The 15,017-nt window shown below is 56.8% G+C and carries 13 protein-coding genes; 10 read left to right on the top strand and 3 right to left on the bottom strand.

Annotation, left to right across the window (positions count from 1 at the left end; genetic code table 11):
* The first annotated feature begins 11 nt into the window (after positions 1–11).
* Entirely contained in the window at positions 12–923 is a 912-nt protein-coding gene (locus tag SIC15_RS08445) for a histone deacetylase (protein WP_412537451.1), read from the top strand.
* A 22-nt stretch (positions 924–945) separates the two neighbouring features.
* Here SIC15_RS08445 and SIC15_RS08440 read toward each other — a convergent pair whose 3' ends face one another.
* Positions 946–2,049 carry a histone deacetylase gene (locus SIC15_RS08440; RefSeq protein ID WP_069184652.1) on the bottom strand — a complete coding sequence of 368 codons (1,104 nt, stop codon included), beginning with the start codon at positions 2,047–2,049 and terminating at the stop codon, positions 946–948.
* A gap of 25 nt (positions 2,050–2,074) precedes the next feature.
* Positions 2,075–2,608, bottom strand: coding sequence for an N-acetyltransferase family protein (locus tag SIC15_RS08435; RefSeq protein WP_412537450.1), 534 nt, complete (start codon positions 2,606–2,608; stop codon positions 2,075–2,077).
* Positions 2,609–2,871: 263 nt separating this feature from the next.
* Between SIC15_RS08435 and SIC15_RS08430 the strand changes: the two genes are divergently transcribed.
* The 3 genes from SIC15_RS08430 (at position 2,872) to SIC15_RS08420 (ending at position 6,868) form a co-directional block, all read left to right on the top strand.
* The gene (locus SIC15_RS08430) at positions 2,872–3,999 is read left to right on the top strand and encodes a hypothetical protein (RefSeq protein WP_412537449.1); all 1,128 of its coding nucleotides are present in this window, start codon (positions 2,872–2,874) and stop codon (positions 3,997–3,999) included.
* 13 nt (positions 4,000–4,012) lie between these two features.
* The gene (locus SIC15_RS08425; RefSeq protein ID WP_136629713.1) at positions 4,013–4,678 is read left to right on the top strand and encodes a DNA-3-methyladenine glycosylase I; all 666 of its coding nucleotides are present in this window, start codon (positions 4,013–4,015) and stop codon (positions 4,676–4,678) included.
* Positions 4,679–4,768: 90 nt separating this feature from the next.
* Positions 4,769–6,868 carry a TonB-dependent siderophore receptor gene (locus SIC15_RS08420; protein WP_412537448.1) on the top strand — a complete coding sequence of 700 codons (2,100 nt, stop codon included), beginning with the start codon at positions 4,769–4,771 and terminating at the stop codon, positions 6,866–6,868.
* 165 nt (positions 6,869–7,033) lie between these two features.
* Here the strand turns inward: SIC15_RS08420 and SIC15_RS08415 are convergent, their stop codons facing one another.
* Positions 7,034–7,945 (bottom strand): pirin family protein, encoded by a 912-nt coding sequence (locus tag SIC15_RS08415; RefSeq protein ID WP_412537447.1) that lies wholly within the window; start codon positions 7,943–7,945, stop codon positions 7,034–7,036.
* Between the two features lie 158 nt (positions 7,946–8,103).
* Here SIC15_RS08415 and SIC15_RS08410 point away from each other — a divergent pair, with 158 nt between their 5' ends.
* The 6 genes from SIC15_RS08410 to SIC15_RS08385 all read left to right on the top strand — a co-directional run bounded on the left by SIC15_RS08410 (position 8,104) and on the right by SIC15_RS08385 (position 15,015).
* Entirely contained in the window at positions 8,104–9,123 is a 1,020-nt protein-coding gene (locus SIC15_RS08410; protein WP_412537446.1) for a sodium:calcium antiporter, read from the top strand.
* Positions 9,124–9,137: 14 nt separating this feature from the next.
* The gene (locus SIC15_RS08405; protein WP_412537445.1) at positions 9,138–9,836 is read left to right on the top strand and encodes an aspartate/glutamate racemase family protein; all 699 of its coding nucleotides are present in this window, start codon (positions 9,138–9,140) and stop codon (positions 9,834–9,836) included.
* A gap of 74 nt (positions 9,837–9,910) precedes the next feature.
* A complete protein-coding gene (locus tag SIC15_RS08400; RefSeq protein ID WP_412537444.1) occupies positions 9,911–11,113 on the top strand; it encodes a cation:proton antiporter in 1,203 nt (400 codons plus the stop codon).
* Positions 11,114–11,224: 111 nt separating this feature from the next.
* Positions 11,225–13,411, top strand: coding sequence for an OsmC domain/YcaO domain-containing protein (locus tag SIC15_RS08395; RefSeq protein WP_412537443.1), 2,187 nt, complete (start codon positions 11,225–11,227; stop codon positions 13,409–13,411).
* 89 nt (positions 13,412–13,500) lie between these two features.
* Positions 13,501–13,974, top strand: a complete 474-nt coding sequence (locus tag SIC15_RS08390) for a hypothetical protein (RefSeq protein ID WP_412537442.1) — start codon at positions 13,501–13,503, stop codon at positions 13,972–13,974.
* 72 nt (positions 13,975–14,046) lie between these two features.
* Positions 14,047–15,015: a surface lipoprotein assembly modifier gene (locus tag SIC15_RS08385; RefSeq protein WP_412537441.1), complete on the top strand. Its 969-nt coding sequence runs from the start codon at positions 14,047–14,049 to the stop codon at positions 15,013–15,015.
* The last annotated feature ends 2 nt before the right edge of the window (positions 15,016–15,017 follow it).

Here is a 15,017-nt window from a genome sequence, read left to right as displayed (position 1 = left end):
CGGACGATCCAATGCCCGTACCCGTGGTTCACCATCCAGACTACAGCTTCCCGTTTCCGGCCAAACACCGTTTCCCTATGGAAAAGTTCGGACTTCTTGCTGACTACGCTCGCGAGCGGGGGCTTCTGACTCAAGCCAACGGCTTCCGCCCTGCCCCGTGTAGACAGGCGTGGCTGACCCGGACCCACTGCCCGGATTACCTTGCCCGGTTCGCCGGCGATCAACTCTCGGCAAGGGAGAAACGTCAGATGAACCTGCCCTGGAGCAAGGGCCTCGTTCGACGCACGTTCCTGGCCCCTTCCGGCACGGTTTTGACTGCCCAGTTGGCCCTTCAGCATGGCATTGCCTGTCATCTGGCCGGTGGCACTCATCATGCCCATTACGATTACGCTGCCGGCTTTTGCATCCTCAACGATCTGGCGATCGCCGCCAATGTGCTGTTGCAGCAGGATGGCGTTAATCGTGTGCTTATCTTCGATGTGGATGTACACCAGGGTGATGGCACCGCTGCCTTGTTGGCCAATGAGCCAAATGCCTTTACCTGCTCGATTCACTGTGAGCGTAACTACCCTTTCGAGAAAAAAATAAGTGACCTCGATGTCGCCCTGCCGGATGGCCTTGAGGATGAGCCCTACCTGGAAGTTGTCAGCGAGACGCTACAGGAAGCGCTTGTGCAATCCCGTCCAGACATCGTGCTGTACGATGCAGGAGTCGATGTTTTCAGGGATGATCCCCTCGGCAGGCTGAGTATTTCCGAGGAGGGAATTTTCGAGCGGGATTTTCAGGTGCTCATTGAATTAAAACGGCGGGGCATTCCAGTGGCAACGGTCATTGGCGGCGGCTACGACGATGATCGGTGGAAACTGGCACAGCGACATGGAATTGTTGCGGAAGCCGCACACAAAGTATTTTCAGCGGGGTGAAAGTCTGTCCCTTTTGAAAAAATCAGTCTTCGTCACTGAAAGCAGACCGATGGAACTCGGCTGCTTCCTCGGCCTCTGGCACGCCGATTTCATGAACTTCCGGCACCTCCCCTCCTGCCAGCACTTCGAGTACGGCGTGCACACCCCTGGACAGCGAACTCAGGCTGTAACCACCTTCCAGGACCAGCGCCAAGCGACCATCGCAGTGTTTGTCGGCAATAGCCTGGACAATGCCAGTGAGCACTTTGAAGCCATCGTAGGTGAGGTTCAGGGCCATGTCGTTTCGGTGCGGATCAAAGCCCGCAGAGACCAGTACCAGATCCGGTTTAAAGTAATCGGCCGCCGGCATCAGAATCTCCCGGAACACTTTCTCGAAAGCGACGTCGCCCGCGGTTTCCGGCAGGGGAACATTGATGGTGTAGCCTTCCCCGAGGCCATCACCGATCTCTTCCAGGTGGCCAGAGCCGGGATAAAAAGGCGCCGCGCAGTGGGTATCGAAAAACAGCACGTCGGGGTCGGCCCAGAAGATGTCCTGGGTGCCGTTGCCGTGGTGGGCGTCCCAGTCAATGATCAGGATTTTTTCACAACCCAGTTTGGCCTGGGCATGGGCCGCGGCTATGGCAACGTTGTTGAGCAGGCAGAATCCCCGGGCCCGGACCGGTTCAGCATGGTGGCCGGGGGGCCGAATCAGGGCGAAGGCGCTTTCACATTCCCCTTTAACCACACTTTCAACAGCGGCAATGGCGTTGCCTGCGGCAGCGGTGGCCGCTTTGATGCTATCGGGCGATACAGCCGTTGTGTCTTTATCAAGCCAGGCCCGTTTTCCGTCCAATGAGAATATGTGATCAAGGTAGGATGTTGTATGTACCCGAGCCAGTTGATCATAGGTAGCGGCAGGTGCGCCAGACCTGAACTGAACGCCGTCAACCGGGTTTTCGTCAAGATACTCCTTGATGGCGCTTATTCGGCCCGGGTGCTCCGGATAGCTCCACTTGAAGTCCAGCCCCTGAAGAATGGAGCGCACACGCTTCTCCACCCGGCTGGGCATAAACGGTAGATCCACCTCAGGGTTGTGCCCGAGCATGATCTCATCGTAAAACACATTTACAGTGCGATCGCCGATCATGGCCTGTTTCCTTTTCTTGTCCTTGTCATTCCGCCAGCGCCTGCTTCACCACCGACGTGAATGCCGCCGCGCGCACCCCGGTCGGTTTGAACCCCAGTTTGGTCCAGGCGGCCTTGGCTTCCTTGTTGGACGCAGAGTATTCGAGGATCAGCTCTGAGGCATGGTGTTCCTCCGCGAACGTCACCAGGTCGCGCAGCAATGCCTTCAGGATACCAAGCCCCCGGAATTCCGGTTCAACCCAGATATCATCAATAACACCAGACTTGAATTCTGTCGGTTCCGACTGCTCCCAGATGCCCTGGCTTCTCCAGATATAAACATAACCCATGCCCACCAGACCCGCGCTTTTACTTTCGGCCACGATCAATCGTCTGTGGGGATCGTCCAGAGAGGAATGCAGAGTTCTCAGAAGTCGTTTGTATTCACTTTCTTTCAAATCGTGGGGAGGAGCGCCCGAGACATGCAGCGCCAACTTGGCGAGGAAGCCAACCATCTGGGGCAGATCGTCTTCCCGCGCCTCTCTGATCAAAAACCTACGCTTCGTCTGCTTTCCAGCCACGCGCCTCTCCTGCCAGACCACAGTGCAGAGCAACCCACGAGAAACCGGGAAAGATCTGCATTTCCGGTCGTATACATATGAGCTAACCTTCAAAGCTTAGTCGCTGGTTGATCCGGCTACAAAAGCAGAGTTCGTGAAACTGTCCTTGGAATCATTCCCGCTGCAGGTTAGCTTCAGTGAAAACCTGATTTGAATTGCACAGAGATTTCCATGAGGCATGCTTACCGGAACCAGATCGGTCATGTGAGTATTCAGGTCAACCGATGATGAGAAAACTTCTGCTGATACTGGGGCTTGCAACGGTCATTGCACTGACAGCCACTGTCAGTTCGCGCCCCATGCTGATTGAAGAACGGCTGATCCAGATCCAGGCGGAGGATACCCTCACGGAGTTCCCTCGTATTGAATCGGAACCTCTAGAAGTGCAGGCCGCGTTGCTGGATATGGCGGATGATGAGCTTCTTCTCCTGAAGGCCCGCGCGGCCTATTTACGATACCCGGAGATGACCCGAGAGATCTTTCCGGTTTATGGGCCGGAGCCGGATTTTCGCGACATTCTAAGGCGTTATGGCGAAAACATCCTTCCGCCCATCCACTATTTCTTGAGCAACCCGATTGGCTCCATCGAGCTGATGAACGACTTGGCCGCTCGATACCGGGCAGCTGTGCAGTTTTTTACCAGTGACGAAAAAACCGACACCGATAATCCCGGCCAGCAAAAAAGTCCCGTGAAGGAAAAACTGACCCGGGAAGAGCGCGGTTGGTATGCCGTGCGCTTCATCCAGGAAGAGGGGCATGATTTTCTGGGTCAGTTCGTGCTGAACGATCAGGGCGACATCATCTGGGTTCGAACAGAACGGGTGCTGGAGAATATCAACCAGTTTTTCGCCAGCGGCATTCGTAACCTGGAGATTCAGTACCGCACAGGTGAAGACGTGTCCGCCGCTGACGTTGGCTGGGCGTCGGTGGATGTGCTGGTATTTGCCAGTGCACTGAAAGTGCTGCGGGCGGGACGGGCGGTTGCGGTTTCTTCAAGAAGCGCAGCCTCGGGTACCCGGACTGCGGCGCTTGGCGCACGACTTGCCAACAGCGGCCGCATGTTGATGGCAACCGCCCGCTACGCAAAATGGCCCGCCGTGGTTGGCGTGGGTTACCTGGTGGTCACGAACCCGAGTATTATCAATGACCTTCTGGCCGAGGTTTCCGAAATACTGGGTTACCCAACAAAGCTGGTGCAATTTCTCGGATGGCTGCTGCTGATGTTGCCCGTGTTGTACATCGGCAGCTGGGTATTCCGATTGTTCGTGCGTCCCGCACTCGGATTGCTCGGAACCCTGATCAATGGTCTTGCACACATTGGCCAGAGAAAATCCGTCAACAGACTGGACTGATTCAGAGACCGATATGCCCTTTTCCCGCATCTACGAACAAGCCGTTCTTCAAAAAGGCGGCGAGAGCGAAGTTCGCGCACGGCTGCCCAAGGTGGCCCAACCCGGCGAACTGGAAGCTCTGGGTGACGACCGATACCTGTCGGAAATCACCCGGTGCATCTTCAAGGCAGGTTTCGTCTGGCGGGTGATCGAAAACAAATGGCCGAAGTTTGAGGAAGCGTTCGAGGGGTTCGTTCCCCTTTACTGGCAACAGGTTTCTCCCGAGGTACTTGAACAGTTGGCCAGCGATGAGCGGATAGTACGAAACGCCCAGAAAATTCAGACCGTGCCCGAAAATGCCCGGATGATTGTGGATACCGCCCGGGAACACGGCAGCTTCGGCAAGTTTCTGGCCAATTGGCCACGTAGTGACCAGGCAGGCCTGCTTATCTGGCTAAAACGCAACGGAGCCCGGCTTGGCGGCAACAGCGCCCAGTATTTTCTGCGCCGCGTGGGCTGGGACGGCTTTATTCTTTCCCGCGATGTGATTGCTGCGCTGCACCGCGAGGAAGTGCTGGATGCCTCGCCTACCAGCAAGAAGGGGCTCATGCAGGCGCAGGAGGCCTTTAACCGCTGGCACGAAGAGAGCGGCCTGCCATACAGCCATATCTCAAGAATTCTGTCGTTTACTGTGGACTGAACCGGGCAAGCAAAAAGACACCAGTTCTTGTAACTTTAATAATAATTGTTATCATTCGCCTCCGCATTAATAACAGAGGCGTAAACACCCATGAAAGCCCCAAGCTCCCGGCGCTGCAGTTTCGTCGCGTTCGCTTCCCTGCTCGGCGCCAGTTCCCTGGCCAATGCACAATCCCAGGCCGATGAAACCACCACACTCGAGGCCCTCGATGTGGTATCCGACGCCATTACTGCTCCCGACTACATGCCCCTGGAGAAGACACCAGCCGTTGGCAAGCTCAATGTTCCCGTAGAAGAGCAACCCTATTCGGTCTCCATCGTTGATCGCGGATTCATCGAAGATTCCGGGGCCAAGAACATTCAGGATGCCCTGCTTTATACACCCGGCGTAAATGCAGGCAACTTTGGCTTTGATACCCGAATCGATTCCGCAAAGGTACGCGGGGTCGACGCTGGCCGCTATCTCGATGGCCTGCGCCAGATCTACGGTTCCTACAACACCGTCCGCACCAATGTTTACGCCCTGGAGAGCATCGAAGTGCTCAAAGGCCCGTCGTCCATGCTCTATGGCCAGAGCGATCTCGGCGGCATCATCAACGGGGTATCCAAGCTCCCGGAAGATGAACAGGCCGGTGAAATCTGGGCCCAGTACGGTACCTTCAATCGCAAGCAACTGGCAGTGGACGTGACCGGCCCGGTCAACGAAAGCGGTGATTTGCTGTACCGACTCATCGCACTTGGGCGGGACAGCGACACCCAGGTCGATTATGTGGAAGACGATGGCTACGTACTCGCCCCTTCCCTGACCTGGCGGGCCAGCGATGACACGAGCGTTACTCTGCTGCTGAACCGTCAGGAGAACGAAGGCCAGGTATCCGCCCAGTTCCTGCCGCAGGCCGGGACCCTGGAACCCGGCTCGCAGGGCTTTATCGGTTCAGAGCGGTTCGTTGGGGAGCCAGGCTGGGATCGCTATGACCGCGAGAAAACCGAAGCTACCCTGTTTGTTGATCATCAGCTGAACTCCAACTGGGCGGTGTCTGCCAAGGCACGTTACACCCGTTCCAGCACCGAGAATCGCGAACACTGGATCACTATTCCCAGCATTCCAGATGCCAATGGCGAGGTGCCACGCACCATTTATACTGCAGACGCCGAAACCCAAATTTTCAACATGGATGCTCGCCTGGAAGGCGACGTTGAGCTCGGCATGACCCGCCATCGCCTGATCATCGGTGCCGACCGCCAGGATGCCCTGTGGGAACAGGACAACTACTTCTACGGCTACGGCCTTGGAGGCACCTTCGATGTGTATGATCCGCAGTATGGCAACCTGAACGACGGTGTTATCAACCCCTCAGACCGGCCGGACAACGAGATTGAACAAATCGGTCTTTATGTCGCCGACCACATCGAGATCGGGCCCGTCGTTGTATCCGCCGGCCTCCGCCACGATTGGGCCGAGAATCGCCGATTGGCCGTCTCCGGATCAGACACCGTCAGTGATGAAGAGGCTACCACCGGTCGCGCAGGTTTGATGTACCGGTTTGAAAACGGAATTTCTCCTTATATCAGCTACGCAGAAGCCTTCAGCCTGAATCTGGGCACCGACGGCACGGCCGCGGGGAATACCCTTAAGCCGACCACTGGCGATCAGCAGGAAGCGGGTGTGAAGTACGTTTCCCCGGACCAGTCCCTCGGCATCACCGCTGCGTACTTCGACATCACTCAGGAGAACCGGGTCAGCGACGGCAGCACCCCCGGCGGTGTCGAGCAGACCGGCGCTGTGATCGACGGCTGGGAGCTGCAGGTGAACAAGCGGTGGCAGCGTTTCGAGACCCAACTGGCCTACACCGATATGAACGCAAGGGACGACGCCTCCGGCAACCGCCTGCCCTATGTAGCTGAGCGTCAAGCCTCCTGGTGGAACCAGCTCTACATCGCCAGCAATTGGCGGTTCGGAGCCGGGGTTCGCTATGTGGGTGACAACGTTGGCTCAGGCGGCGGGCCCGTTGTTCCCTCCGTTACCCTCTACGACGCCATGATTGGTTATACCTGGCAAAATTGGGATTTCACTATAGACGCCAAGAACCTGGCCGATGAAGAGTACATCACTTGGTGCCGCTCTGAGGGCGCAGACTGCGGCTACGGCGAGCGGCGCACTGTGAATGCCAACGCCAAGTATCGTTTCTGATACGTCAACCTGACATCTCTGATCGCCGCAGCCTGAACTTTGCTGTGGCGATCAACTCTTCTTTTTCTTCTTCTTTTTGGCCTTCTCGTACAACTCACGCAATGCCGTGGGATTTTTCCCTTTAGCCAAGCCATGAGACTCCAGGATACGTGTCCAGATAGCCTGCTAGTAAGGAATGAACTCTTCCTCATCACCCACCACTTTTTCAAAACGACCGGCTCGCCAGTCTTCCCTTGCCTGGTCAATGCGGGCTTTGCTGGACGAGACAAAGTTCCACTCAATAAACCGCTTTCCCAACGGCTCGCCGCCAATGATGGCAATACGGGCATCCTCCGTGGCGGTGATGGCAACACCGGGCTCACTCGAAAAGACCGTCATGCTATGGGTAGGAAGTTCGGAGCCATGGGCTTGGAGGGCCCCACTCGCTATGTAAACCGCCCGCTCAGGCGCCTCGGGTAATGTCAGAGTCTGGCCGGCTTCGAGGGTGGCTTCCAGATACAGGGTTTTGCAGAACTGGGGCACGGGCGACGTTACGCCATAAGCACTGCCGATCATAACTCGCACCGGCACGCCATCGATTTCCAATGAAGGGATATCATCGTTGGAATAATGGTGGAACGCTGGCGCTGTTTCCTCGTCGGTTTCCGGTAAAGCCAGCCAAAGCTGGAGACCGTGCAAGCGGTGGTCCGTGGCCGTGATCTCGGGGCGCTCCCGCTCGGAATGGGCGATACCGCTGCCCGCCACCATTAGGTTGATATCTCCGGGCCGGATGGGCTGGCAGCTCCCCACCGAGTCCCGATGCAGTATCTCACCCTCGGACAGATAGGTTACCGTGGCGAGGCCGATGTGCGGATGAGGCAACACGTTGATGCCCTGGCCCGCCGGGAAGTCCGCCGGTCCCATTTCATCAAAAAATATCCAGGGCCCGACCATTTTTCGCTTTGCGGTTGGCAACAGACGGCGGACAGAAAAACCTCCCAGATCGGCTACCCTGGGGCTCAAGATCGTCTCAATAGCGCTGCACGGCGCATCGGCTGAATCACAGATCTGTTCAACAGATTCCATAACATTGCTCATGCATCGCTCCCGTGTGTTCTGAACCTGGTACCTGTTTTTTCTGACTCTATTATAGAAGCCCGAATTTCTTTCTGGGCGCCGATAATCCCTCTGGCCATTCCCCAACCGCTATAGTTACCTTGAGCAACCCAACCAATCACAACAGGCTGGAGCCTTGAGTGTTTCCATCACTGACTACCGGCATCATCGCTTTTGCCATCGCATCCGTTGTTATTGTGACAGCCGGCAGCCGACTCGCGCGGGTAGCCGATGAACTGGCTGATCGCACGGGTCTGGGAGAGGCATTGTTCGGCATCTTTTTGCTGGCGGGCGTGACATCACTGCCCGACTTCGCCGCCACTCTCAGCGCGGCCATGGATTCAAGGCCGGATCTTGCCATGAGCAATGTGATGGGCAGTATGGCGGCGAATCTGGTGTTTCTGGGCATCGCCGACATCATGTACCGCAAAGCGAACCTGGAGCACGCGGCCGCATCCTCAACCAATCTGATGCTCGCTGCGTTGTTGATTGTTTTGCTGGCTTTGCCGTTACTGGCCATTGCCAGCCCACCGTTATCCCTCTGGGGAATACACCCAATCACACCCGTGATTACGGCAGCGTATCTGTTCGGGCTTCACCTGGTTCGCAAAACAGACAGTAAACCCATGTGGTTTCCCCGACTGACCCGCCAGACCGTTCCCGACAAGCCTGGCCATTACCTTCGCGGTGGCCTTGCCCAGGCCTGGGTTACTTTCATCATTCTGGCAGCCATTACAGGCGTCGCCGGATGGATACTGATGGAAGGGGCCAAAGTGATCAGTGACGAAACGGGCCTGTCTGATACCCTGATTGGCGGCCTGTTTACCGCGCTGGCTACGTCCTCACCCGAGCTGGTCACCACGATTGCCGCTATCCGCAGAAACGCGCTGACGCTGGCAGTGAGCAACATTTTCGGCACCAACTGTTTTAACATGCTGGTGATCGCGTCAGCCGATGTGGGCTACCCTGGCGGTTCCATCTATCACGACATTACCCCGATACAAATGACCTGGGGGCTGGTAAGCATTCTGATGACAGCCACACTGCTGATGGGGATGGTCCGGCGCCAACGCTACGGAATTGGCAAGATCGGGTTTGAAAGCGCCCTGATGCTTTCGGTCTATGCCATGGCACTGATCATTGTGACGGTCAGCGGATAATACGGAGATTAATCATGAAAACCATTGGTCTTCTCGGCGGCATGAGCTGGGAATCCACGCAGACCTATTACCGCCTGCTCAATGAAGGCGTGAAGACTCGGCTGGGCGGCCTGCATTCCGCGAAAATAGTGCTCTACAGCGTCGATTTCGCCGACATTGAAGCGCTTCAGCACAAGGGAGACTGGGGAGCCACTGCCCGAATCCTCTCGGATGCCGCGTTATCGCTTGAGAAGGCAGGTGCCGATTTCCTGATGATCGGGACCAACACCATGCATAAAGTGGCGCCGGAGATTGAACAGGTGCTCCGCATTCCCTTGCTACACATCGCGGATGCCACGGCAAAGATTCTTTCCCGGGATGGCATCAGTCGCGTTGGCTTGCTGGGCACCCGGTTTACCATGGAGCAGGCGTTTTACCGGGAACGCCTCGAAAACGCAGGTATTGACGTGGTCATCCCCGATGAACCCCAGAGGCACCTGATTCACCGGGTAATCTACGAGGAGTTGTGTCTGGGACAGATTGTGGCCGACTCCCGCCGTGCCTACCTTGAGGTTGTCGACTCGCTGGCAGAACGCGGCGCCGAAGCCGTGATTCTAGGATGCACTGAAATTGGCCTGCTGATCAGACAGGACGATACCCCTGTGCCTCTGTACGATACCACTGGCATCCATGCCGCCCAGGCTGTGGAGCTGGCGCTCGCGGAGGCGAAGTAACCGACTGAAAAATCCCGTAATGTGCTCTTCATCCCGGAACGTCCAAGCATAACGAGAAGGATCCCACGGCGCAGATGATCGAACGACTCCCCGAGTGGCTGCCAATCCAAACCTCGCAGGCAACCGTGAACATTATCCTGCTTGGCGTGATTCTGACCGCCAGCATTTTTGCAGACACGATCGCCCGTCGCACCAGAGTGCCGCGCATCTCGATCCTGATGTTGGTGGGCATTGTTATTGCGGTCATTCATCAGGTGTGGCTCGGCCAGCGAGACGGCGACTTGCTCGGAGGGTTGACTGAACCCCTGATCCAACTGGCTCTGGTGATGGTCGCTTTCCTTCTGGGCAGCGAATTAAAGGTGAGCCGGCTTCGAAGAACGGGGCCACTTATTCTGGTTGTGTCACTTTTCGTGATTGTCGGTGGGGGCCTGCTGGTGGGCGCGGGTTTGCTCGCATTGGGATACCCACTTGTTGTGGCGGTAAGCCTGGCGGCCATATCAGTGGCGACCGACCCCGCGGCCGTCAGCGAATCTGTAAAGGAAAACCGGAAAGCAGGGCTATTGCCAAAGGTGCTGCTAGGTATCGTTGCCATTGATGATGCCTGGGGCATCGTTGTCTTCGGGCTCAGTATGGCAACGCTCGGCTGGGTGATCGGTAGCGAAGCAGAGCTGGCCTTGCTGCATGCACTATGGGAACTGGGGGGTGCTGTTCTGCTGGGCGCCGCGATCGGCTTGCCGGCGGTCTGGCTTACAGGTCGTTTAAGACCCGGCGAACCCACGCAGGTTGAGGCCATCGCGCTGATCCTGCTTCTCGCCGGGTTCTCATCGTCGATGGGAGTATCGGCTCTGCTCGCCTCAATGGTTGCCGGGAGCCTGGTTGCCAACCTGTCACATCACCACACCCGGTCATTCCGGGAAATCGAGCACATTGAATGGCCGTTCCTGGTGTTTTTCTTCGTTCTCTCCGGGGCGAGCGTCAATCTTTACCAGGCAACAGATGCGATCGTTCTGACTGTTTCCTACATTGCGCTTCGTGTGGCCGGTCGCGTTCTGGGTGGCTACCTCTCAACCCGGGTGGCACCCGCCCGGGGCAAAAAGCTCCCCGGCAGTATTGGTCTTGCGCTAACGCCACAAGCGGGCGTGGCTATTGGCATGGCACTCCTGGCGGCAGAGCGCTTCCCGGAACTACGCGATACCATACTGCCGGTGGTTGTCGCCTCCACGATCATCTTTGAATTGCTGGGTCCGGTGCTTGTGCGGCGGGTCTTGCGATCCTGATTTTGCGCCTATCCGTAGAAGACCGACCAAGACGAACGCGGGCAAAAACTGGATAATGGCCGCCATTAAAAGCCATGGCGCGCCAAATTCTCCGATCCAGGACTCTGTGTAATGGAAATCAACGTCAACTTTCTCGAGAACCTCAGACTTGAAGCCAAGTTTGACGATTTCACGGTCGTAACGGACCAGCCCATTCGCTACAAGGGCGACGGCTCGGCGCCCAGCCCGTTCGATTACTTCCTGGCCTCGTCGGCACTCTGTGCGGCGTACTTCGTTCGGGTTTACTGTCTCGCCCGGGACATTCCCACCGAAAATATCCGCCTGTCCCAGAACAACATCGTTGATCCGGAAAACCGCTACAACCAGATCTTCAAGATTTCCGTGGAGCTGCCAGAGGACATCTCTGAAAAAGACCGGCAGGGCATTCTGCGCTCGATCGATCGCTGCACCGTGAAAAAAGTAGTCCAGACCGGCCCCACCTTCGAGATTGAAACTGTCGAGAACCTGGACGCCGACGCCCAGGCACTGCTGATGACTCAGCCGGAAGGCGGCAGCCAGACCTTTATCGAAGGCAAGGACCTGCCCCTGGAGCAAACCATCGCCAACATGACCGGCATCCTCGAGGAGCTGGGCATGAAGATCGAGATCGCGTCCTGGCGGAACATCGTGCCGCACGTCTGGTCGCTGCACATTCGCGATGCGGCCTCACCGATGTGCTTTACCAATGGCAAGGGTGCCACCAAGGAAAGCGCCCTTTGCTCTGCCCTGGGCGAGTTCATCGAGCGGCTCAGCTGCAACTTCTTTTACAACGACCAGTTCTTTGGTGAGGAAATCGCCAACAGCGAGTTCGTCCATTACCCGAACGAAAAGTGGTTCAAGCCCGGGCCGAACGACGAACTGCCCGACGGCATCCTGGATGACCACTGTCTGGCCATCTACAACCCGGACGGCGAGCTTCGTGGCTCCAATCTGATCGACACCAACTCTGGCAGAGCGGACCGGGGCATTGTCTCCCTGCCCTACGTGCGAAAATCCGACGGCGAGACGGTGTATTTCCCGTCCAACCTGATCGAAAACCTGTTTCTCAGCAACGGCATGAGTGCCGGCAATACGCTGAACGAAGCGCAGGTTCAGTGCCTGTCGGAAATCTTTGAGCGCGCCGTCAAAAAGCAGATCATCGAAGAGGAAATCGCCCTGCCGGACGTACCCCGGGAGGTTCTTGAAAAATACCCCGACATCCTGGAAGGCATTGAAGCGCTGGAGGCCCAGGGCTTCCCGACCCTGGTCAAAGATGCTTCCCTGGGCGGCCAGTTCCCGGTGATGTGCGTGACGCTCATGAACCCGCGCACCGGCGGCGTGTTTGCATCCTTTGGCGCGCACCCGAACTTTGAAGTGGCTCTTGAGCGAAGCCTCACTGAGCTTCTGCAGGGGCGCAGCTTCGAGGGTCTCAACGACATGCCGCCGCCGACCTTCAACAGCCTGGCCGTCACCGAACCGAACAACTTTGTGGAGCACTTCATCGACTCCACCGGCGTTGTGTCCTGGCGCTTCTTCAGCGCGAAATCCGACTATGAGTTTGTCGAGTGGGATTTCTCCGGCACCAACGCGGAGGAAGCGGAGTGTCTGTTCGGTATCCTCCGGGACCTGGGCAAGGAAGTGTATGTCGCGGTTTATGAGGAACTGGGCGCGCCGGTGTGCCGGATTCTGGTTCCCGGATATTCAGAGGTATACCCGGTGGAAGACCTGATCATGGACAACACCAACATGGCTCTGGACTACCGGGAAGACATCCTCAACCTGCACCGTCTGGACGAGGAGCAACTGGCCGATCTGGTGGAGCGACTGGAAGCCAGCCAGTTGGACAACTACATGACCATCATCACCCTGATTGGCGTGGAGTTTGACGAAAACACCGTCTGGGGTCAGCTCACCATCCTTGAGCTGAAGATCCTGATCTGCCTTGCCCTCCGGTGGCATGAAGAAGCGCTGGAGTTCGTCGACATGTTCCTTCAGTTCAACGACAACACCGTAGAGCGAGGCCTCTTCTACCGGGCGATGTACGCAGCGTTGGAGGTCACCCTGGATGACGAAATGGAGATGGACGACTACATCACCAACTTCACTCGCATGTTCGGCGAGAAAACCATGGAAGCCGTTGTTGGCTCAATAGACGGCACAGTCCGTTTCCATGGTCTTGAACCAACCAACATGCAGCTGGAAGGATTGGAAAAGCACCAGCGGTTGATCGAGAGCTACAAGAAACTGCACGTCGCACGGGCTGCCAAAGCAGGTTTCTAGGAAGTTCTGAATTTTTCTGGAATAAATCCGTTGCTGGTACGTCCTCCTCATGAAAGCCACCCAAAAGGGTAAAACAGGAGGACGTAACCATGAAAAAACACGTACTGACACTCGCAATCTGCTCACTTCTTTCCACCGGCGCCTATGCAGCCGAAGGCGCTGCCGCTGCAAACGCACAGGCTGATGCCAACATGTCGGCCCAAGCCAGCAGCCAGAACGGCGTTTCCGCGCAAGGTGGCGCATCGGCCAACGCGCAAGGCAGCGTAAATGGCAAGGCGGTTAGAGACGAAGCTCGCCAGAACGCCAATCGAGCTGTCAGCGCAGGTTTTGAGGCCGGCCAACAGGTTCGAGGCACCGCCTCTGCAACGGCAAATGCCGCCCGGAATGAAGCCAATGAACAGGCAGACGAGGCAAAAGGCGAGATGAACAAGGCTCGCAATGCTGAAATCCGCGCTGAAACTCAGCAACAAATCGGTACGTCGGTGTCCGATAGCGTTAGAAGCCAGGTTCAGAACTCTGTAAAGAGCACTATAAAAGGTTCCGCCAGCGGCGGCCTGCTCTGAACCGATAGCCAAATCTGAATCGCCGGGCCTCTTTTGGCCCGGCTCTTTTTTCAGCTGAGGAGAAACACGCTCATGAACTTCACGCGATCTCTACAGTACGGCGTTACCGCCTTGGGTCTCTCGGCCTCTATGTGTTTTGCGGACGCCGCCGAACAAGCTAGTTTAAACGGACACCTGTCAGCCGGCGTTGAGCACGACAGCAATGTCTCAGTGGACGACCTGAACGCCTCATCGGACCAGAGTGATCAGGCCTGGGTTTTTGACGCCGGCCTGGAAGGGGTGCTGAAGCCTGCCGAGCGACTGAACCTTACCCTCGGATATTCCCTCTCTGGCAGTCGATATCGGGAGCTTGATCAATTCGACCAGGACATTCACTTACTCTCCGCCGATCTGAGTTACGATTTTGATCCGGTAACCATTGGTACGAGCTACCATTATTCCCACTCGGTTTTGGGCTCCGAGCCCTTTCTCGATTTCCACAGGGCAAGCGCCTATCTCGGCAGCCTCATTGGTGACGATGTTTACCTGCTTGCGAGCCTGCAGGAAAAGCGTAAGGACTACGAGGAGAGCGAGGCGCGCGATTCGAACATCCGGGGCGCAAGCCTCGATTCGTTTTTCTTCTTTGATAACGCCAGGAGTCATTTCGTAATCGGCGTAGACTACGACAAGGAGGATGCCGAAGCGGAATTCTTCGACAATGACCTCTGGCGAGTGCGTGCGACGTTGCTCAACCGCTTTTTGCTGGGAGGAGAGGATAATCGGATCCGTCTTGGCTGGCGATATGAAACACGGGAATACGACCAACCGGTGGTTTCCTCGTCTGACTCGCTCTTCGACAATCCTTTCACCGGGGATTTTATCGATACGTCCGCCAGTCGTCGGGCTGAGCAGGCCAATGTTTTCGAGGCCAGTTGGAGAATCGGCCTGAACGGGACTTTCAGCCTTGAGCCTTCTGTGTCGCATGGCATTTATCAGGGCAACGAGGACTCCACCGACTACAGCCGAACCATTGCCGGCCTGACACTCAGGGCAGATTTATGACG

Origin of the sequence: Marinobacter sp. MIT932201 (genome assembly GCF_047123295.1) — a bacterium.
GTDB classification, from domain to species: Bacteria; Pseudomonadota; Gammaproteobacteria; order Pseudomonadales; family Oleiphilaceae; genus Marinobacter; species Marinobacter salsuginis.
The sequence above is the reverse complement of the archived record's forward strand: the minus strand, read 5'-3'. Positions and strand labels throughout refer to the sequence as shown.

Coding starts and splice junctions, on each gene's coding strand:
- SIC15_RS08400 (WP_412537444.1), top strand. CDS start 9,911: ATGATCGAACGACTCCCCGAGTGGCTGCCAATCCAAACCTCGCAGGCA.
- SIC15_RS08445 (WP_412537451.1), top strand. CDS start 12: ATGCCCGTACCCGTGGTTCACCATCCAGACTACAGCTTCCCGTTTCCG.
- SIC15_RS08385 (WP_412537441.1), top strand. CDS start 14,047: ATGAACTTCACGCGATCTCTACAGTACGGCGTTACCGCCTTGGGTCTC.
- SIC15_RS08420 (WP_412537448.1), top strand. CDS start 4,769: ATGAAAGCCCCAAGCTCCCGGCGCTGCAGTTTCGTCGCGTTCGCTTCC.
- SIC15_RS08390 (WP_412537442.1), top strand. CDS start 13,501: ATGAAAAAACACGTACTGACACTCGCAATCTGCTCACTTCTTTCCACC.
- SIC15_RS08415 (WP_412537447.1), bottom strand. CDS start 7,945: ATGAGCAATGTTATGGAATCTGTTGAACAGATCTGTGATTCAGCCGAT.
- SIC15_RS08405 (WP_412537445.1), top strand. CDS start 9,138: ATGAAAACCATTGGTCTTCTCGGCGGCATGAGCTGGGAATCCACGCAG.
- SIC15_RS08430 (WP_412537449.1), top strand. CDS start 2,872: ATGATGAGAAAACTTCTGCTGATACTGGGGCTTGCAACGGTCATTGCA.
- SIC15_RS08425 (WP_136629713.1), top strand. CDS start 4,013: ATGCCCTTTTCCCGCATCTACGAACAAGCCGTTCTTCAAAAAGGCGGC.
- SIC15_RS08395 (WP_412537443.1), top strand. CDS start 11,225: ATGGAAATCAACGTCAACTTTCTCGAGAACCTCAGACTTGAAGCCAAG.
- SIC15_RS08440 (WP_069184652.1), bottom strand. CDS start 2,049: ATGATCGGCGATCGCACTGTAAATGTGTTTTACGATGAGATCATGCTC.